This window comes from Mycoplasma sp. 613B, from assembly GCF_054343485.1.
Window position 1 is genome coordinate 1 of sequence record NZ_JBTGVH010000001.1, and the last position, 20,081, is coordinate 20,081.

General features: G+C 25.8%; 18 protein-coding genes and 8 tRNA genes. 1 reads left to right on the forward strand and 25 read right to left on the reverse strand.

The features are described from left to right. Positions 1-125: 125 nt before the first annotated feature. The 12 genes from ACXX87_RS00005 to tsaE form a co-directional block, all read right to left on the reverse strand. Positions 126-201: transfer RNA gene (locus tag ACXX87_RS00005), tRNA-Phe, on the reverse strand. A 1-nt stretch (position 202) separates the two neighbouring features. Next, positions 203-279 (reverse strand) — tRNA-Asp (locus tag ACXX87_RS00010). A gap of 2 nt (positions 280-281) precedes the next feature. After that, positions 282-357, reverse strand: a tRNA-Met gene (locus ACXX87_RS00015). Positions 358-422: 65 nt separating this feature from the next. Beyond that, positions 423-513: transfer RNA gene (locus ACXX87_RS00020), tRNA-Ser, on the reverse strand. A gap of 1 nt (position 514) precedes the next feature. Continuing rightward, a tRNA-Ile gene (locus ACXX87_RS00025) sits at positions 515-591 on the reverse strand. 25 nt (positions 592-616) lie between these two features. After that, a tRNA-Met gene (locus ACXX87_RS00030) sits at positions 617-693 on the reverse strand. A gap of 1 nt (position 694) precedes the next feature. Beyond that, positions 695-771 (reverse strand) — tRNA-Ala (locus ACXX87_RS00035). A 1-nt stretch (position 772) separates the two neighbouring features. Beyond that, positions 773-849 (reverse strand) — tRNA-Pro (locus ACXX87_RS00040). 130 nt (positions 850-979) lie between these two features. Next, the gene (locus tag ACXX87_RS00045; protein ID WP_458560941.1) at positions 980-2,584 is read right to left on the reverse strand and encodes an ATP-binding cassette domain-containing protein; all 1,605 of its coding nucleotides are present in this window, start codon (positions 2,582-2,584) and stop codon (positions 980-982) included. Further along, a complete protein-coding gene (locus tag ACXX87_RS00050; protein WP_458573026.1) occupies positions 2,577-4,151 on the reverse strand; it encodes an ATP-binding cassette domain-containing protein in 1,575 nt (524 codons plus the stop codon). The genes ACXX87_RS00045 and ACXX87_RS00050 overlap by 8 nt, the downstream gene beginning before the upstream one ends. 225 nt (positions 4,152-4,376) lie before the next feature. Continuing rightward, positions 4,377-4,916 (reverse strand): tRNA (adenosine(37)-N6)-threonylcarbamoyltransferase complex dimerization subunit type 1 TsaB, encoded by a 540-nt coding sequence (gene tsaB / locus ACXX87_RS00055; RefSeq protein ID WP_458560939.1) that lies wholly within the window; start codon positions 4,914-4,916, stop codon positions 4,377-4,379. 1 nt (position 4,917) lies between these two features. Next, the gene (gene tsaE, locus ACXX87_RS00060) at positions 4,918-5,313 is read right to left on the reverse strand and encodes a tRNA (adenosine(37)-N6)-threonylcarbamoyltransferase complex ATPase subunit type 1 TsaE (RefSeq protein ID WP_458559611.1); all 396 of its coding nucleotides are present in this window, start codon (positions 5,311-5,313) and stop codon (positions 4,918-4,920) included. 38 nt (positions 5,314-5,351) lie between these two features. Here tsaE and ACXX87_RS00065 point away from each other — a divergent pair, with 38 nt between their 5' ends. After that, complete coding sequence (locus ACXX87_RS00065; protein ID WP_458573027.1) at positions 5,352-6,305, forward strand: potassium channel family protein; 954 nt, start codon at positions 5,352-5,354, stop codon at positions 6,303-6,305. Positions 6,306-6,354: 49 nt separating this feature from the next. On the opposite strand, the gene proS is transcribed toward ACXX87_RS00065, so the two are convergent. The 13 genes from proS to ACXX87_RS00130 all read right to left on the reverse strand — a co-directional run bounded on the left by proS (position 6,355) and on the right by ACXX87_RS00130 (position 20,052). Further along, positions 6,355-7,785: a proline--tRNA ligase gene (gene proS / locus ACXX87_RS00070; RefSeq protein ID WP_436358494.1), complete on the reverse strand. Its 1,431-nt coding sequence runs from the start codon at positions 7,783-7,785 to the stop codon at positions 6,355-6,357. 138 nt (positions 7,786-7,923) lie between these two features. After that, a complete protein-coding gene (gene lon / locus ACXX87_RS00075) occupies positions 7,924-10,425 on the reverse strand; it encodes an endopeptidase La (RefSeq protein ID WP_458573028.1) in 2,502 nt (833 codons plus the stop codon). Between the two features lie 105 nt (positions 10,426-10,530). Next, positions 10,531-11,658: an HAD family acid phosphatase gene (locus tag ACXX87_RS00080; protein WP_436358496.1), complete on the reverse strand. Its 1,128-nt coding sequence runs from the start codon at positions 11,656-11,658 to the stop codon at positions 10,531-10,533. Between the two features lie 184 nt (positions 11,659-11,842). Continuing rightward, positions 11,843-12,481, reverse strand: coding sequence for an MPN527 family putative ECF transporter permease subunit (locus tag ACXX87_RS00085; protein ID WP_458573029.1), 639 nt, complete (start codon positions 12,479-12,481; stop codon positions 11,843-11,845). Then, positions 12,474-13,349, reverse strand: coding sequence for an ROK family protein (locus tag ACXX87_RS00090; protein ID WP_458573030.1), 876 nt, complete (start codon positions 13,347-13,349; stop codon positions 12,474-12,476). The genes ACXX87_RS00085 and ACXX87_RS00090 overlap by 8 nt, the downstream gene beginning before the upstream one ends. Continuing rightward, complete coding sequence (upp, locus tag ACXX87_RS00095) at positions 13,349-13,972, reverse strand: uracil phosphoribosyltransferase (protein ID WP_458573031.1); 624 nt, start codon at positions 13,970-13,972, stop codon at positions 13,349-13,351. Before upp ends, ACXX87_RS00090 begins: the two co-directional genes overlap by 1 nt. Before the next feature lie 37 nt (positions 13,973-14,009). Further along, positions 14,010-14,678 carry a deoxyribose-phosphate aldolase gene (gene deoC / locus ACXX87_RS00100; protein ID WP_458573032.1) on the reverse strand — a complete coding sequence of 223 codons (669 nt, stop codon included), beginning with the start codon at positions 14,676-14,678 and terminating at the stop codon, positions 14,010-14,012. Between the two features lie 2 nt (positions 14,679-14,680). Further along, complete coding sequence (locus ACXX87_RS00105) at positions 14,681-15,976, reverse strand: pyrimidine-nucleoside phosphorylase (RefSeq protein ID WP_436358502.1); 1,296 nt, start codon at positions 15,974-15,976, stop codon at positions 14,681-14,683. Positions 15,977-16,035: 59 nt separating this feature from the next. Then, positions 16,036-16,734, reverse strand: coding sequence for a purine-nucleoside phosphorylase (gene deoD / locus ACXX87_RS00110; RefSeq protein ID WP_436358503.1), 699 nt, complete (start codon positions 16,732-16,734; stop codon positions 16,036-16,038). A gap of 130 nt (positions 16,735-16,864) precedes the next feature. Further along, positions 16,865-17,473, reverse strand: a complete 609-nt coding sequence (gene pgsA, locus ACXX87_RS00115; protein ID WP_436358504.1) for a CDP-diacylglycerol--glycerol-3-phosphate 3-phosphatidyltransferase — start codon at positions 17,471-17,473, stop codon at positions 16,865-16,867. After that, positions 17,466-17,981 (reverse strand): MHJ_0274 family protein, encoded by a 516-nt coding sequence (locus tag ACXX87_RS00120; RefSeq protein ID WP_436358505.1) that lies wholly within the window; start codon positions 17,979-17,981, stop codon positions 17,466-17,468. The genes pgsA and ACXX87_RS00120 overlap by 8 nt, the downstream gene beginning before the upstream one ends. Before the next feature lie 26 nt (positions 17,982-18,007). Then, positions 18,008-19,459 carry a magnesium transporter gene (gene mgtE, locus ACXX87_RS00125; RefSeq protein WP_436358506.1) on the reverse strand — a complete coding sequence of 484 codons (1,452 nt, stop codon included), beginning with the start codon at positions 19,457-19,459 and terminating at the stop codon, positions 18,008-18,010. 20 nt (positions 19,460-19,479) lie between these two features. Continuing rightward, a complete protein-coding gene (locus ACXX87_RS00130; protein WP_436358508.1) occupies positions 19,480-20,052 on the reverse strand; it encodes a diadenylate cyclase in 573 nt (190 codons plus the stop codon). Positions 20,053-20,081 lie beyond the last annotated feature (29 nt).

Here is a 20,081-nt window from a genome sequence, read left to right on the forward strand (position 1 = left end):
TTTGTTGAAAATGTGTCATTTTTTGCTAAGTATAGAAAAATAGTAAAAATTTAGGTTTTAATTTAATCATTCTTTTTAAAAAGAATAAAAAAATCACCTTCAAAAGGTGAGGTCATTTTTTGAAATGGTGGCTCCGACAGGAATCGAACCAGTGACACACGGAGCTTCAATCCGTTGCTCTACCTACTGAGCTACAGAGCCATGGCGGTCCAGACGGGGATCGAACCCGCGATCTTCTCCGTGACAGGGAGACGTATTAAACCACTTTACCACTGAACCGTTGGTTGCGGAGATAGGACTCGAACCTATGGCCTTCGGGTTATGAGCCCGACGAGCTACCAACTGCTCCACTCCGCTATATAAATGTTGTAAATTGACAACATTGGAATTATTTTTAAGTTATTACCTTATTTAATAATAAATGGCGGGCAATGAGGGATTTGAACCCCCGCGGGCGGTGAAGCCCCTGCTAGTTTTCAAGACTAGTCCCTTCAGCCTCTTGGGTAATTGCCCATGGTGGACCCAACTGGACTCGAACCAGTGACCGACCGGTTATGAGCCGGTTGCTCTAACCAACTGAGCTATAGGTCCAAAATAAACCCGCTGGGTTTCCATATGGTGGCTCCGAAGAGAGTCGAACTCTTGACCTTTCGGGTATGAACCGAACGCTCTAACCAACTGAGCTACAGAGCCATGGTGGAGAGGAAGGGAGTCGAACCCTCTACCTCCTGCGTGCAAGGCAGGCGCTCTAGCCAAGTGAGCTACCCCCCCATGGTGAAGAAGACAGGATTTGAACCTGCGACCACTACGACCCAAACGTAGCGCTCTGCCAAGCTGAGCTACTTCTCCGTTGAAAATTATAACATAAAATACAAAAATCAAAATATTTTTTAATAATTTTTTTTAAATTTATTTTTAAAGGCATATTTATTAAAAAAATAATAAGAAAAGAACACTTATTTTAGTGTTCTTGATTTTATTATATTTCATTTAAATTTATTATTTTATTAAATTTATTTAATTGTTTTGAATCTAAATGATGTGATACGTAAATTAAAGTTTTATTGCTATCTAAAAATTTATCTAAAATTTGCTGTGCTAATTCTTTATTTAAATTAGATAATGATTCATCTAAAATAATAAAATCTTTATTAAAGTAAATCAATCTAGAAAGTGCAAGTCTTTGTTTTTGTCCTAAAGATAAAGATGTAAAACTATCAAAATCACTAGAAAATGCGTTTTGTTCTAATTCTTTATTTAAGTCTACAAATTCTAATGCTTCTTTTATTTTTTGTTCATCATTTTCAAGCAAGGAAACATTTTCAGAAACATTTTTGTCAAAAACAAAATTTTGATTATCTAAGTAAGAAATAGCATTTTTTATACTTTTATCGTTGAATGTTTTTATATCTTGGTTGTTAATAAGAACTTGTCCTTGATAATTATCTAAATCATTTAATAAAACACTAAGCAGTGTTGATTTACCAGAACCAGAAGCACCAATTAATGCGTATTTTTGCCCTTTAGAAAAGGTTTGATTGAAATCTTTAAAAATTACTTTATTATCAAAACTTAAATTTAAATTTTTAATTTCTATTTGCTCTATTGAATCAAGTTTTAACTGATTTTCTTCTTTTTCAAGATTTGTTTCTAAAAGTTTATAAATTTCTTTTGAAGCAACAAATTTTTTAAATTCAGAAATAAAATCTAGAAATTCAGTTTTAGAATTTTCAATAACTTTTTTAAAAATATAAATCATCCCTATACTTACAGAAGAATCGTTTTTAAAATACATAAATACCAAAATAATTATTCCTATTATTTCACCTGCTTCCACAACTAATTGTGAAAGACTATTATTAAAAATATTAAATCTTTCTTTTTTATAAGTTTTTAAATAATAATCTAAAATTTCTTTTTCTATAAAGGAATAAAGCATATTTTCTTTATTAGCATAATATAAAACAGTATATCTATCTATTCAATAAGTAAGTTTAGAAGAGAGTTGATTAAAAGAAATTTGTTTTTGTTCTGTATATATTTTTGCTTTTTTAACTGAAATTAAATTTGGAATAGTACTTAAAGTAAAAATTGCTAAAACTATTAATAAAATTACTCAATTAGTTATTCCAAAAAATAAGAAAATAAATAGTAAATTCACTAATATTGCAGTTAATTGTGCTAAAGGAATGATGGATTGAGATGTAATTGCACTACCATTATTTATAATTGAATTAAAAGCTAAATCTGGACTATATTTTTTCATCCCTTTTGCATTAGTATTTAAAAAATCACTATAAAAGTTTTTAGAAATACTTTTTGCAACATAAAGCAAAAGCTTATTATAAAAAGTAAAGTAAAAATAATTACTTACAAATAAAACCACATTTGCTAAAATTAATATTATTATTAAAATACCAAAAGTTAAAAAAGGATCATTTTTAATAAATGATAAGGTTTTTAAAACACTATCAATTGCATAACCTTCAATAATTGAGAGAACCATTTCTATAACACTTATTAAAATAGAACAAATTAGAAAAACAGAAAAAGTAAATTTCATATTTTTTAATGTTTTATTCATTTTCATCTCCTTTTAGTTCTATAACGTGATCATAAAATTCTGGATTTTTAAGATGATGTGTACAATTTATAAATAGTAAATTGGGATTATTTTTGAAAATATTTTCTAAAATTATTTTTGCATTTTTCTCATCAATATTAGACATTGCTTCATCTAAAATTAATAAATCTGGCTTTTTAAAGAAATATCTTGCAATGTTAATTCTTTGCTTCTCTCCTACTGATAATTCATCATCTTGTTTAAGTTCTCTATTTAAATCTAAATTTTCTAAATTTACTTTTAATAATGCTTGTTGAACTTTTTGCTCTTGATTCTCTTCTCAAAGAGAAATATTATTATAAATAGAATCAAAAAACAATTCTTCTCTATTAGATAAAAATATTAAATTTTCTTTTAAATTATTTATATTAATTTCTCTTAAATCTTTTCCATTTATACGGATATTTCCTTTATAATCATCAATTTGTTTTAATAAAATATTTAACAAAGTAGATTTTCCTGATCCTGATTTTCCTATAAGGGCATATTTTTTACCTTTTTCAAAAGTAAAATTAAAATTTTTGAAAATTTCTTTTTCTTCATAGTTAAAATCAAGAGATTCTACTTCAATTTTATCTATATTTTGTTTTACGATATTTTCTTTAGTAATTTCTTTTGCACCCGTAAATTCTTTAATATATTCTTTGTAAGTTCCAAAATATTGAAGTAACATAATTATTTCTCTAAAATTATGAGCAAATCCCATAAAGAAAGAAGGTATAACAAAAATTGTTCCCACAGGTTCATTTAGATAAAAAATAAAATATCCTGCTATAAAAAGCAATAATATTGATGAAATAATTTGAAAAAAACTATTAATTAGTTCAAGCAAAATTACTTTAGATTTTTTAGTATTTATTTCTTTTATTCAATTATTCAAAATTGAATTAACCAATTGAATAATTTTTTCTTCTTTATTTAAATAATATAAAATTTTAAAACCATTGAAAACTGTCTGTAAAGAAGAAATAAGATTTTCTTGATTTACAATATATTTTTCATTTATCTTACCAGCTAAAATACTTAAAAATAAAGGAATTATAAAGGCTAAAATTAAAACTGCAATTCCTATTAAAGCAAGTTTTCAACTTATAAAAAACATAATGATTAAAACTACAATATTAGTTAAAGTTTTTAAAAAACCTTCTAAGGAATGTTCAAAAACTAAACTAGTAATTTCAGGAATTCTTTCTTTAATTCAAATTAAATATTTTCCTTCTTTATTTTTCTCTATTTCATAATTAGAAATAGAAGAAATTTTTGTAATAGCATCTTTTGTTAATGTTTGATTTATTTTCATATTTAATTTATTTTTTAAAAATAAATAACAAAACGTTGAAATTACAAATAAAGATGATAAAACTGCATTTGCAATAATAAATTTATTATATTCTTCCCAATTTCTTTGTTCTATTGCATCTATTAAATTTACCAAATATAAAACTAATAGAGATGAACTTAATATAGTAAATAAATAAAAAATTGTAAAAAATATGATAATTCATTTATTGCTAAAATATTTTTTCATACAATAATTTCCTTTCTTTTTTTGACAAAAAATTACTTTTTCAAGTAATTATTTATTTTTAAATATAACAATTATTAAAAAATTAATTTACTTGAAAAATGAAAAAATAATTACTAATACTTATAGTAATAATATTTTTAATTTTCTTAATAAAAATATTTCTTTTCATTTTTCCCTCTTTTTGTCTAATTTAATTTTAACACAAAAAGAAAAATTTTTACCAGCTTAACCGATATGTGGTTTTTTTACATAAATCGATTGAATTTCGAGCAAATTTTCTTCTAGTTTAAATAATTTTTGATAATCAAAGAAATTATTTATTACATCTAAATAATCGATTGCTCAGTTTTGATTTCTTTCAACCACTTCTATATCTGAAAGGATTTTTCCTTTTTGAACAAATGCTTTATAAGAAGATTTGCCACGAGCATCAATATATGCAATTTCTTTATTTTTTGTATGTAAAGAAACTAAATTAAAACTAGAAGTTGTGTAAATATTAATGTTACTTAATTGTGCAATGGTACGACAAAAAACTAAAGCTATTCTGCTTCCTGTAAATGTTCCTGGACCTAAATTAATGTAAAAACTATTAATATTTTGTAAGCTAAAATTGTTTCTTTCTAAAAGGTTTTTAAAAACTAAAGGTAATTTTTCTGATTTTTCTTTTAATTCAGTTTCTAAAACATAATTAATAAGTTTATATTGAGAATCAAAAAGAGCCACAACTAAATCATTTAACGTTGTATCTATAAAAATTTTCATTTTAATCCTCCGTATTTATAGTAATTTCATAAATTCTTTCATTGTTTGAAAATTTTATATCAATAGCAATAAAATTTTCATAATCTAAATTTAAATTTTTAGATCATTCGATTATAACTTTTTTATCTTCAAAATAATCTTCAAATTCTTCTAAATCACCTAACAAATTATAAGCATCGATATGTATTAAGTTAGAATATACTTTCATTTTGTTAAAAGTAGGAGAAACTACATTTTCTTTAATACCTAACTTTTTTGCAATTAATTTTGTCAAAGTTGTTTTTCCTGCTCCTAAATCTCCATTTAAATATAAATATTTTCAATTAAATTGAAAAATGTAGTTAACTATATCTTCTAAATTTTCTTCTTTTTTTATAAAAATTATTTTATCTTTCATATTTATATAATTTTATTACATTTTAGTATAATACAATTATGAAAAACAAATTATTTTTTTTAAAAAGTGACTATTTTCTAACTATTTTGGACAATATAGTTGCTACTAGAGAAAATATGAAAGGTATTAAAGACGAACATCAACAAAAAGTTAAAATAACTAAGATAATATATTTTTCAGTGATTTTCTTCTTTTCTATTCTTTCAATTTTCAGTACCACAATTTTAGCACTTTACTTAAATAACAATGATTCTTCAGGAATCAAACATTTAGTAGGGTTTATGGAGGTATTCACATTCTTTTTAATGATATTTGACTATCTTTTATGAGTGTGAAGCGCTCCTGTTAGAAATGTAAAAAAACATAAATATCCAAGAATTTTCTTTGTGTTTTCTGTCTTATCTTTTAATTTAATATTATCAATATTACCTTCATTATATTCTATTGATTTATTAACACCAACAGAACTAAATATTTCTTGAATAACATTATTAAAAAGTTTTAAATTTTTAAGAATGATTAGAATAATTTTATTATTAAATTTATTTTCATCATTTTCTTCATTATTTTCTGTTTTTAAAACACAAAAAACAATTTTAACCAATATTTTTGTTTTTATAATAATTGTTATTTTACTCTTCTCTTTAATTATTTTAGATGCAGAATTAGATTATATTAAAAACAATAAAATATCAGAAGAAGATTTAGGTAGTTATGTAAATACGTTTCCTAAGGCTATTTATTTTACAACTATTACTTTAACAACTATTGGATATGGAGATATAACTCCCCATTCTGATATTGCTAGAAGTTTAGTAGTAATTATGTCAATTATAGGTATAGCTATCTTTGCAATCCCTTCCGGGGTTATTGCAGGAGCATTTTTATCAAAAGTGCAAACTAAAATTGAAAAAAAAGAAAAACATAAAAATACCAAAAATACAGAAAAACAAAACAAAAACGAATCAAATAACCAAAATAGTGATAAATAATTATTTGAACATAAACAAAGAAAAACACAAGTTTAGATAACTTGTGTTTTTAGTAAGCTTTTGCAAAAAGAACATATCTTTTTGAAGGTTTTTGTGAAAACATACATAATCCTTCATCAACTGGTTTTAAATATTTAAATGGAATACATCTAGAAGTAGCACCAGTTTCTTTTTGAATCATTTCTTCTTCTTTTTCATCACCATTAAATGCAGTAATAACAAATTTATTTTTAGCAATTTCTTTTTTGAAATCTTCATAGTTATTTACAACTACTGTATTGTCTTCAAGTCTTTTTTTAGCTCTTTGATACATACTATCTTGAATTTCAATTAATTTGTCTTCAAGATAATCTCTTAAAATAGAAATTTTTACTTTTTCTTTTTGTAATGTATCTCTTCTAACTACTGTAACTACACCTTCTTCAACATCTTTAGGTCCCACTTCCACTCTGATAGGAACTCCTTGAATTTCTGAATTAGCTGCTTTATATCCTGGTTGATTATCGCTTCTATCTACTCTAACTTTTAGTTTTTTAGCTAGTCATTTTTCTAGTTGATTTACTGTTTTTGACACTTGTGGGTTTTTATTTGCAAAAAGTTCGAGAATATCAACTTGAATTGGAGCTATTCTTGGTGGAATTACAATTCCAGAATCATCTCCGTGAGTCATAATTAAAGCACCTAATAATCTTGTAGATAAACCTCAAGATGTTTGATAAGCAAATTCATCTTTATTATCTTTATTTGTAAAAATAATTTTGAAAGCACGTGAAAAATTTTGAGCTAAATAATGGGAAGTTCCTGATTGAAGTGCTTTTCCATCCTTCATCATAGCTTCAATTGTATAAGTAGAACAAGCACCTGCAAATTTTTCTCTTGGTGTTTTTTTACCAACAACTGTAGGAATAGCTAAATATTTTTTTAAAAATCTTTCATAAAGTTTAATCATGTCTCTTGTGAATTTTCTAGCTTCCATAGCATCGGAGTGAACTGTATGTCCTTCTTGTCATAAAAATTCACTAGTTCTTAAAAAAGGATTTGTTGTTTTTTCTCATCTCATAACTGAAGTTCATTGGTTATAAATCAAAGGCATATCCTTATAAGATTCAATATTTTTTTTAAACAAATCAGCAAATAAAACTTCACTAGTAGGTCTAATATACAGGTTATTGTGTAATTTTTTATCACCAATATGTGTTACAGTAACAAGTTCAGGAGCAAAACCTGCCACATGCTCTTTTTCTGTATTAATAAAGAAATCAGGAATTAACATTGGTAAATAAACATTTTGAATTCCTTTTTCTTTAAATAATTTATTCATTTCTGTTTGAATATTTTCTCAAATAGCATAAGAATTAGGTTTAAAAATAATAGTTCCTTTTACAGGACCATATTCTATTAATTCTCCGTTTTTTATAACATCCACATATCACTGTGCAAAGTTTTCTTTTCAAGGTGTAATTTTATCAAGCTTTTTCATATGTATAATTTTATATTTTTTTGGTAAAAAACAAAATAAAAAATTGTTTTTTTAATATTATTTTAACTTTTTGAAAAAAGGTATTCATTAAATAAAAAAATCAACCATTATGATTTTGGTTGAATTTTTGTTTTTAAATTATTTACTTTTTGTTTGAGATTTAAAAATATAATTGTAAATTTCTTGATAGTTAGAAACTGGGTGGAAAGTAATATTTTCTTTAACTTCTTCAGCTAAATCAACAATGTTTTTTTCATTATCTTTAGGAATGAAAATAGTTTTAATACCAAATTTATATGCTGCAAGAGTTTTTTCTTTTAAACCACCAATTGCTAATACTTTTCCTCTTAATGTTATCTCTCCAGTCATTCCTATTGTTGGAGAAACAGGTTTTTTAGCTAAAGCAGAAATAATTGCGGTAGTGAAAGTTACACCGGCAGAAGGTCCGTCTTTTGGAACCGCACCTTCAGGAACGTGAATGTGAATTTGATTATTTTCAAAATCAAAATCAATACCAAATTCTTTAGCATTTGCACGAACATAACTAATAGCTATTTCTGCAGATTCTCTCATAACATCTTTTAATTGACCAGTTAATTTAATTTCAGCTTTGGTAGAAGGAACGGTATTAACTTCAATTGATAATGTTGAACCACCATAAGCAGTGTAAGCTAGTCCATTAACTATCCCTATTTGTGGTTTAGTTTCGTTTATATCATCTGAGAATTTTTCAATTCCAAGCATATCTGTTACAACTTTTTTATCAACTATAAAATCTTTGTCTTTGCTAATTTCGTTTTTTAATAGTTTAACGATAATTTTTCTAGTAATTTTATCTAAATTTCTTTTTAAATCCCTTACTCCCGCTTCTCTTGTATAAGATTTAATAATGTATTCAATTGTTTCTAAATCAATATTAAAGTATTTTTTATCTAATTGAGTTTCGCTTAAAACTTTATCTAATAAATGATTTTTAGCAATTTCTTTTTTTTCTAATAAAGTATAGGAAGATAATTCAATAATTTCCATTCTATCTGCAAGAGCTTCGGGAATACCATCAAAGTAATTTGCTGTTGCAATAAAAATAACTTTAGATAAATCATATTCTGTTTCTAAATAATGATCTTGGAAAAATTTATTTTGCTCTGGATCTAAAACTTCTAGCATTGCTGATGCAGGATCTCCTCTAAAATCTGAAGACATTTTATCAATTTCATCTAACAAGATAACCGGGTTAGAAACACCTGCTTTTTTAATTGCATTAATTATTTTTCCTGGCATAGCTCCAACATAAGTTCTTCTATGTCCTCTAATTTCTGATTCATCTCTAACTCCACCAAGAGAAATTTTTATCATTTTTCTCCCAATGGCGTCAGAAATAGATTGAGCAATAGAAGTTTTTCCTGTTCCAGGAGGACCAACTAAAGTTAAAATAGGCATATTATTATTTAATTTATTAGAATGTTTATCAAATAAACTTAAATCTAAAGCAGCATTTTCTGTTGGCAATGGCTTAATAATATTTAATTTTTTCTCATCATTTTTGTTTTTTATGTTTGTTAAAACAGCAAGAAATTCTAAAATTCTTTCTTTAACATCTTTTAAACCAAAGTGTTTTTTTGCTAATTCCTTGGATGCTTGTTCTATGTCTAAATGATCAATTTTTACTTTTCTTCAAGGTAAATTATAAATTAAATCTAAATAATTTTTAGTTACATTGGCTTCAGGAGAGCTAGACAACATTCCTTTTAATTTTCTTGTTTCATTTTTAATTATTTCTCTTACTTCTAAAGGAAATTTATTTTCATCATCTTTTTTAAATAGTTCTTTTTCATTTTTTTCTTCTTGTGAATCTTCATCACCCAATGTTTGACGAATTGCTCTCATTTTTTCTCTTAAAATAAATTCTTTTTGTTGTTTATCAAGAGTTTTTTTCATTTTATTTTCTATTTCATTAACAATTGCTCTTTCTTGAATCAAACTATTAATAAAATCTGCCATTGCTGCTAATCTTTGTAAATTATCTGTTGCAAAAATTAAACGTTTTTTATATTCTTTTGGTAAATCTACTTCTTCAGCAATTGCTAAAAGTGGAAAAATAATTTCATTTTCATCCATTAAATTTTTTAATGAAAAAAGTGGTTCAAAAAATTCTTTAATTGGTTTTAAAAAGGAATGATTTGAAAATTCTTCTTCCATTTTTCTAATACCAGCTTTTACAGCGCCAAGACTAGAAGAATTAAATTTTATAAATTCTGCATCAACATCTTGACCGATGATTCTACTAAAACTTTTATCTACTGGAGAAAAAGAATTAATTTTAACCTTTTGAGCTGTTGGCAACATATTTAATTCAACAAAAGTTTTCATCTCTCTTTTTATATCAATTATTCTTCAAACTATACCAACTTTTTCTTCATCAGGAATTACTTCCATATTCATTGTAGAGTCGATTCATAAATCAAAATGAGAAATAACTACAGGAAAACCTTCACTTAAATCGTTATTTTCCCCGTATTTTTCCCTTTCTTTTCATAAAAATTTAAATTCTTGTTCATCTAGTCTAATTACTTTTTTAGTAAAAAGAAAGACTTCATCGAAATTTAATAATAACATTTTGTTTTTTGTTTTATTTTGCATATCTCCCCTTTGCTTAATTTAATTATTTAATTATACAATAAATAAAATTATATAATAAAAATTAGCACTCTCCAATAAAAAGTGCTAATTTTTTTAAAATCTATTTTAATCTTTTCATTTTAATGAATTAAGTGCTGCTTTTAGTGCTGCAACTTTTTTATCATCAGAAAGTCCATAATATCCTTCTGCAAGTCCTTCTTCAAATCCACCATATGAAGCATTACCACCAATTAGAACATATCCTTCTGCTCAAGTTTCATTTTCGTGAGTTACTTGACCATCTGTGCCTTTTGTATATTTGATTCCTTTTGTATTAACATCAAAGTTACCAAATAATTTTTTTGTTGTTTCTAATACTGTTTTTCTATCTGTATTAGATTTTTTAGCTGATGCTATGTCGTTGAAATCATCAAAGTTATCTCCAACTCTCATAACAACTTTAAAGGAAACAGCAGTTGCTCCTGATTGTTCAGCACTTAAGTCAAATTTTTTATCAGAACTTACTAAATTCATTCTTGCTTCTTTAGCAGATTTTACCCTTTTTCCATTAGCATCTTTTTGAATGTGATCTCATGGTTTGTCTTTGGTTAAATCAACTCCTTGCATTCATCAAATTCATTTTGGCATGTATTTTGCTTCTAATCCTTCAGCTACTAAATTTGCTTTTGTAGGTTCTAGTTGATTTTCTTGTTCTCTATTTGAGTTGAACATAACAACTCCACCTTTTGATCATACGTGTTTAATAAATTCAATAGCTCCTGCTATTTTTTTAGCTTTTTTATCTTGAACAAATTGATTTCATGAATCTGCATTAAATGTTTGTTTATGTAACACTAAGTAATTTTGGTAAGCATAGTTATTTAAAACTGTTTCATCTAAATCCATAAATACAACTGGAATAGATTTTCCTTCTGTTGTATTTGTAACAGTTACATGTTCTCCATTTGTTTTTACTTTATCAAGTTCAAAAACACTTGTTTGTCCTTCTACTAAAGTATCAAATTGTTTCATTGCTGATTGGTATAAAGTGTATGCCATAGCATCTTTTTCTGCTGAAACTGAATTTCAAACATTAGCTAATCATCTTTGATTATCTAAAATGTTTTTATCTTCTGAATTTTGGTTAGTTGAAGTTTGATTTGTTGTTTTTTCACCACAAGAAACAACAGTTGCAAAAGCGATTGCTGGTGTTAACACTAGACTTGATTTAATTAAAATATTCTTTAATTTCATTTTTCTCCTTAAAAATATTAATTTTTGATTACATATAAAATTATAGAAAAATATGAATAATTTTTATCAAATAAAATCAAAAAGTTGCATTTTTTATGAATTTTTATAGAAAAATTCATTTTATGCCCTTTTAGTTAATTAAATTTTGGACCCACTTCAATAAAAAAACATCATATTTTGTTTTTTAAATATGATGTTTTTGTTTTCTGTGATTTTTATAATAAGTTTCTAAAAATACAATAATTCCAAAGGTTAATATTGAAGAAAGAAGGTAATTAGCTAAATTAAATGGAATAAAGATAATTAAAGAATCTGTAAAATATTTAGTTAAATATTGTTTATAACTCATTGGTATACCATATAAATAAAAATATGGTCAATTAAAAACAAAAATATTTAGTGTGGTAATTACAATAGTTGTAACTATAATAGATAAAACTAAAGATAAAATAATAAACCAGTTTTTATTTTTAATTATTTTTTCAAAAAGTTTTTTAAACAAGAAAAAACTAAATATAAAGATTAAGTTTGCTACCAATAAAATAAAATGTCCCAAATAACCCGTTGCATCTATATTTAATTGAATTACTGGTCCTAAAAGAAATCTTATTCATAAAGCAATTAAAGTGTATCTATAACGCAAAAAGAATGCAATTGGAAATATAAAGATAATTGATAAGTCAATTTTTAAACCAAAATCCCCAAGTGGTCACGCTATATATTTACTTACAAAAAGAGCTATTAAAGATAAACAAAGAAAAATAGCTGTAAATACAATTGAAAACACAACTCTTTCTTTAGAGTAAGAAAAGTTTTTATGCATTTAATAAATAACTTAATCCAATAAGTGCTGAATTGTCCTTTAATTTATCAAATTTAAACTTAACTTGTTTAAATTGTTGTTTATCACAAAGTGTTTTTGCCATTTTAATAGCTTCTTTTACAAAGAAACTGTTTTTGTGAGTTACTGAACCTCCAAAAACAATTAAATTTGGAGCTAAAATCCCTATAAATGTAGCAATAGTTTTAGCTAAAGTTATAACAGATTCATTATAAATTATTTCAAAAGTTTCATCTTTGTTATAATTTTCTAAAACCTCTTTTGCTTCTACTTTTTTATCTTTTAATTGGCTAGCTCTTAGTGCAAATCCTGTTCCTGAAACAAATAGTTCTGCAGCATATTTAGATAAGTGAAACGTGCTAAAAAGCGGTTCACCAAGAGGGATTCTAGCAATTTCTTGTCCTAAATGATTTACTCCAGTATAAATTTGGTTGTTAATAACTAATCCTGCACCAAATCCTGTAGAAATGGTAAAAAATTGAGTTATATCTTCTTTATTTTGATTATAAAAATGATGGTTAGCTAAAGCCATAGCATTAGCGTCATTTTCAAAAACAATTTTTTCTAATTTAGTGTTATTTAAAAGATATTTTTTAACATTTAAATTTTTTCAACCTTTTAAATTAGGGGTGTTAAAGATGATACCATCTTTGTAGTTAGCAGGCCCTGGAATGCAAACTGCTAATTTATTAATTTCATATCTATTGATGAGTTTAACTATTTTATCAAGTGTTTCTTGTCAGTTAGTTGTGTTGGTTTGAAATTTAATTTTTTTTGTAATTTTGTGTTCTTTTATTAAAGCAAAACGAACATTAGTTCCGCCAATATCAACTGTTGCAAATTTATTCATTATTTTGTACCGAAAATCCTATCTCCTGCATCTCCAAGACCGGGTAATATATATTTTTTATCATTTAATTTTTCGTCTTTTGCTGCTAAAAAGATTTTAACATCTGGATGTTTGGAAGAAACGTGATCAATTCCTTCTTGAACACCGACAAGACAAACTAAATTTATATTTTTAAATCCATCAGCCTTTAATCTACTAATAGAATCTACTGCTGATGTTCCAGTGGCAAGCATTGGATCTACCACTAAAATTAAAGAATCTTTAGAAACATTAGGTATTTTATAAAAGTATTCATGAACTTCAAAAGTTTTTTCATCTCTATAAACTCCAATATGTCCAACTCTTGATGTTGGAACAAGTGATAAAATTCCTTCTACCATCCCAAGACCAGCTCTTAAAATTGGTACTATGACAATTTCTTGTTCCATTTTTTGTCCAATAGTTTCCACTCCCACTGCTGTTTTAACTTTACAATCGACAGTTTTATAATCTCTTAAAATTTCATACACCATTAATGTTGAAATTTCTTTTAGTAATTCCCTAAATAAATGGTGTGTTGTGTTTTCATCTCTCATTATTGTTAATTTTGTAGTGATTAGGGGGTGATTTAAAACTTTTACCATTTATATTTCTCCTTTATTTTTCTGTATATTTGATTTTTTAATAGTTATTATTTTTATCTAAAGCTATTCCTTGCATAATTTGAACACCTGATGATGTTCCAAATCTTGTAGCACCAAGATCATACATTTTTTTCAAGTCTTCTAAACTTTTTACTCCACCGGCTGCTTTGATTTCAATTTTGTCTCCTACAACTTCTTTCATAATTTTAATATCTTCTTCTGAAGCACCTCTATATGAAAAACCTGTTGAAGTTTTAACAAATTCTGCTCCGGAAGCTAAAACTATTTCTGTTGCTTTTTTGATTTCCTCCTTAGTTAATAAAGCTGTTTCTACAATAACTTTTAAAATTTTAGAACCGATTTCTTTTTTAACTGCTTTAATATCATTTAAAACAAATTCGTATTGTTCATCTTTTAATTTTCCAATATTAATAACCATATCAATTTCATCAGCTCCGTGGTTAACAGCGAGTTTTGCTTCTTGTGCTTTTGCTTGTGTAATCATTGCACCTAAAGGGAAACCAACCACTGCTGTGATTCCTACTTCAGAATTTTCTAATTTTTCTTTTACATATTTTACTCATGATGAGTTTACACAAACTGTTTTAAAACCGTATTCTTTTGCTTCAGCAACAAGTTTATTAATTTCTTTTGTTGTTCCTTCTGGTTTTAAATAAGTGTGATCAATTAATTTTGCTCAATTCATTTTTACTCCATTTTTTCTAAAATTATTTTATTTTCTACTGTTTGAGAATTTATTTTATATGAATCTTTTAATTCTTGAACTAATTCTTCATTTATTGGATTTGAAGAATATAGTGTGAATAAAAGATCGTTTTTATTAACTTTGTCATTTGTTTTTTTGTTAATTTGTATTCCTGCTTCAAAATCGATTGAATCTTCTTTTGTTTCCCTTCCTGCACCAAGTTTTGAAGCAACGATACCAAAATCTAATGCGGAAGTGATTTCCATATATCCATCTTTTTGGGCAAATACTTCTAATTTGTATTTTGGATTTCAAAAATCAGCAGCTTTCAATTTATCAACATCTCCGCCTTGGAATTTTACAAATTCATAAAATTTATCAAGTGCTTTACCGTTGTGAACTACTTCTTCAATCATTTTTAAAGCTTCTTGTTCATCGTTTGTAACTTTTGCTTGTTTTAGAATTGTAGAACAAGCAGAATAACATAGCTCAACAAAATCTTTTGGTCCATTACCTTTTAAAGTTTCAATAGCTTCTAAAACTTCATTTTTATTTCCAATAGCTTTTCCCATTGGTCTAGACATATTGGTTATTTCTACTCTAACATCTCTATTAAGTTGTTTTCCTATAGTAATCATTTGTTCGGATAATTTTTTTGCTTCTTCTAAATTACTCATAAAAGCACCATTTCCACATTTTACATCTAAAAGAATTGCATCTGAACCAGTTGCTAGTTTTTTAGACATAATTGAAGATGCAATAAGTGGAATTGATGATACATTTCCCGTAACATCTCTTAAAGCATAAAGTTTTTTATCAGCAGGAACTAAGTCATTGCTCTGTCCTATAACTGCAATTTTGATTTTATTTACTTGATTGATAAATTGTTCTTCAGTTAACTCAACTCCAAAACCTGGAATTGATTCTAACTTATCAATAGTTCCACCTGTATGTCCAAGTCCACGACCTGACATTTTAGCAACCGGAACACCTAAAGCTGCTATAATTGGACCTACTACTAAAGTTGTTTTATCACCAACACCACCAGTTGAATGCTTATCAACTTTTATTCCGTGAATTGAAGATAAATCAATTATTTTTCCTGATTTCATCATTTCTAAAGTAAATTTACCAATTTCTTTAGGTGTCATTCCTTTAAATAAAATTGTTGTTAGAAAGGAAGACATTTGATAATCTTTAATTTCTCCACTTACATAATTATGAATAATAAATTCAATTTCTTTATCTGTAAGTTCAAAACCTTCTCTTTTTTTTATTATTAAATCAACTATTCTCATTTTTTTCTCACTTTTCTTTTTTTAAAATAGACCAACCTAAAAGTTAGTCTATTTTTGTTTTATGCAAGTTCTAAAGCAATTTCCATCATTTGTAAAAATTTAGTTTCACGTTCTTCTGATGAAGTTTCTTCTTTTGTAATTAAATTATCTGAAATGGTTAATAAACAAGCAGCTTCTTTATTTAATTTTTTAGCATTTGCAAATAAAGCAAATGATTCCATTTCAACAGCAACTGCTTTTGTTAATTCAATTGTCTTATTTAATGGTCTAGAAGAGTAGAAAACATCAGATGAGTGAACTCTTCCTACATGTAAATTAATTCCTAATTTTAAAGCATTTTCTAATAATTGTGCATTTAATTTTTTAGATGGTTCTAATAAATGTGTATTTTCTCCAAGCACAAGTTGTGAAAATGCGTGTGAATCTGAATAAGCACTATCAGCTAATAAAACATCGTATAATTTTAAATCTGCTGTATAAGCTCCTGCAGAACCTATTCTTACAATTCTATCTACATCATAAAATTTAAATAATTCATATGAGTAAATTCCAATTGATGGGACTCCCATTCCTGATGCAGCGATTGTAATTGGTTTTCCTTTGTATAATCCAGTGTACATAAACATATTTCTAACTGTATTTACAAGTTCAACATTTGTTAAAAATTTTTCAGCAATAAATTTTGCTCTTAATGGATCTCCAGGCATTAAAACTGTTTTAGCAATTTTCCCTGGTTTTGCATTAATATGTGGGGTCATTTTTTCTCCTTAATTTAACTAATTTATTATTACTATTATACAATAAAGTTATCTAAAAGTTTTTAAATTTATCTAAAAAGAAATATAAAATAAATAAAAAACTTCTTGGGAAAAAGAAGTTTAATTTATATTATTTTTTTAGAATTTTTGTCATTTCTTTCACATATAAAAATCCAGAAAATAAAGAGAAAATAAGTGCTATAAAAAGCGGGATATTTACAACTCAGTAGATTCAAACTCAGTTTGTATTATTAATAAAAAATGGTGTTATTCAGAAAAGGAAAGGAATAGCAAAGCTTTGAATAAAGGTTTTTCATTTTCCTCAAATAGAAGCACTAATATTTAAATTATTTTTTGCTGCTAAATTTCTACATCCATCCACAACAATATCTCTAACAATGAAAACAATTACTACTCAAATTTCTGTAAAATTAAATAGTCCTAAAAATATTAATGCAGTTGTTGTGATAACTTTATCTGCAATTGGATCAAATAGTTTTCCAAAATTGCTAACTACATTTCATTTTCTTGCTAAATATCCGTCTAAAAAGTCTGTAAACATTGCAAGCAAGAAGATGATAACAGAAACTGCTAAAAGATGAAAATTAATAAAACTATCTTTAAAGGCATATTTATAATGTGCATTATTGTAATAAATGACTAAAAGAATAACAAAAGGAATTCATAAAATCATTCTAAAAATAGTTAAATAATTGGGAATATTTTTCTTTTTAGACATTTGATAAAACCTCTTGCTTAAATTGTTCTTTTTTAGATAAATATTCTTCTGAATTTTTTTCTAAAAAGATTTTTTCCATATCTTTAAAATATTTTATTTCTTCTTGATTTTTTTTAGATCATAAATTTGATTTATTTTCAATTAAATTTAAAATATTTTGATGAATTGTAGTATCTCTTTCCAATTTATTATGAATAAAAATTTTTTTATATTTTTTTTCATGAGTGATTTCTTTTAATTGTTTTTCTGCAAAACTACGAATGTCCTTCATTTTTTTATCACCAACAGAAACTACAAATTTTTTTAAAAAGTCATCGTTAATTTCCATTATTGCATTCACTTTATATACAGATGCTTCAATTACTTCTTGCTCTATTTTATTTAATTCTGCTTTTTCTTTTTTGATTTTTTTTCTTTTGATTCTTTCTGAAATTATTTGAAATAAAAGAACTCCGATAATTAAAGCTAGTAAAACCCCAGCAATAACTCATATTGTTACTTGATCCATATTATTTTCTCCTTATATAAATTATATTAAATTAATAAGAATATTAAAATAGTTATACCAAAAAAGATAAAAGTTGAAGTTGCATCTGTTAAAGTTGCTAAAATAGGTGCAGACATAACAGCTGGATCTTTACCCATTCTTGCTGCTAATAAAGGTATTACAGAACCTAAAATTTTTGAAAAGATAATTACCAAAAACATTGATACAGAAGCTGCTGCTGAAATTATTAAAATATAGGCATATTTAGGTAATTTAGTAACAATTCCTTCACTGGATGTAATAAATTCTGTATTAAAAATATCTTTTGTTATCATAAAATAAATTACTAATCTTGAAAAATTTACTAGCATTAATATTAATCCAATAATTGCTCCAACATTAACTTCTTTGAAAAATACCTTTTTTAAATATCCTCTTTTTTCTATTTCCCCTAAAGAAAGGGCTCTTGTTATGGTAGTTGCTGATTGCGAACCAGCATTTCCAGCTGAACCCGAAATTACAGGAATTATCGAAACAATTGTTGAAATAAATATCCCTAGTCCTAAAGCTTTTAAACTTGAACTATTTTCAAGTGAATCGGTAAAAAGTTGAATAACAACTTGTGATAAAGTAGAACCTAACATCAAAATTATTAATCAAAATATTCTTGATTTTACAATGGTTAATACTTTAGTTTTTAAGTATTCTTCTTCAACTACCTTCGAACTAATTCCTGCCATTTTATAAATATCTTCTGTAGCTTCTTCTTGAAAAATATCAATAATATCATCTGAAGTCACCATTCCAACAAGCTTATTAGATGAATTCATTACCGGAATTACTGACATATCGTGTTCAGCAAAGATATTAGCAACTTCTTCTTTTGAGTCTGTTGTATAAACATTAGGAACTGCAAACATAATATCTTTAAGTTGGTAAGATACTTTTGAAAAAACGATATCTTCTAAAGTTAAAGCACCAACTAATTTTTTATTTTTATTAACAATGTAGTAATAATGAGTTAACTCTACTTCATCTTTTTTATTTCTAATATATTCTAAAGCTTGTCCTGCGGTTCAATTTTCTTTTAAAGTTATAATGTCTACAGACATCACCGAACCAATTTGATCTTCATTATATCTTAAGATTCTGTTTAATGCTTTTCTTGTTTCTGGATCGATGTTTTTTAATATTTTTTGTGCTAAATTTTGTGGAATTTCTTCAATTAAATCTGCAATTTCATCTGTATAAAGTTCATCAACAATTTGATTAAGCATATCTTGAGAAAAATTATGAATCAAATTTTCTTGTATTTCAATTGGCAAATAAGAAAAAACATCTCCTGCTACTTCTGTATTTAACATTCTAAAGAAAATTATTCTATGAATATCATTTAATTTTTCTACCTCATCGGCGATTGTTACAATAGGAGTATTTTTCGAATATTCCCTAATCCAAGAAATATCTTTTTTTTCAATAGCATTTTCAATAGGTGTCATATTCTGCCCTCCTTTGTTTCTTAATTTTTAAGTTTTGTTTCTAAAATTTTTCTAAAATCATCTATTAAAACGTATTCAAATTTACCATTTTTTGCAATGGTAATTCCTCCTGTTTCTTCTGAAACAACAATAGTTGTTGAATCTGATTGTTCACTAATTCCCATTGCCGCTCTATGTCTAGAACCAAATTTATTATTAATTGATTTAGATGTTATTTTGTAATAGGTGGAAGCATAAATCATTTTATTTCCACGAATTATCACTGCTCCATCATGAAGTGGAGAGTTTTTATTAAATATAGAAAGTAAAAGTGAAGAAGAAATATTGGAATCAATTTTTATTCCATCTGTTCTTAAATTTTCAATATTATCGTGATTTTCTATAGTTATTATTGCTCCTGTTTTAGTTCTTGAAAGTTCATCAACTGCGTTTTTTAATTCTATTATTACTCTATTTTTATTAGAATCAGCTAATTCTCTGAATTTTGATTTTTTACTTTTTATATCTTTAATTAAAATTAATATTTCTTTTATTCCTATTGATAGAAATATTATAAAGACAAGTATAAAAGTAAGTATAACTAATGCTAACATTATTATTCTTTTTAAAAAAACGTATCTTA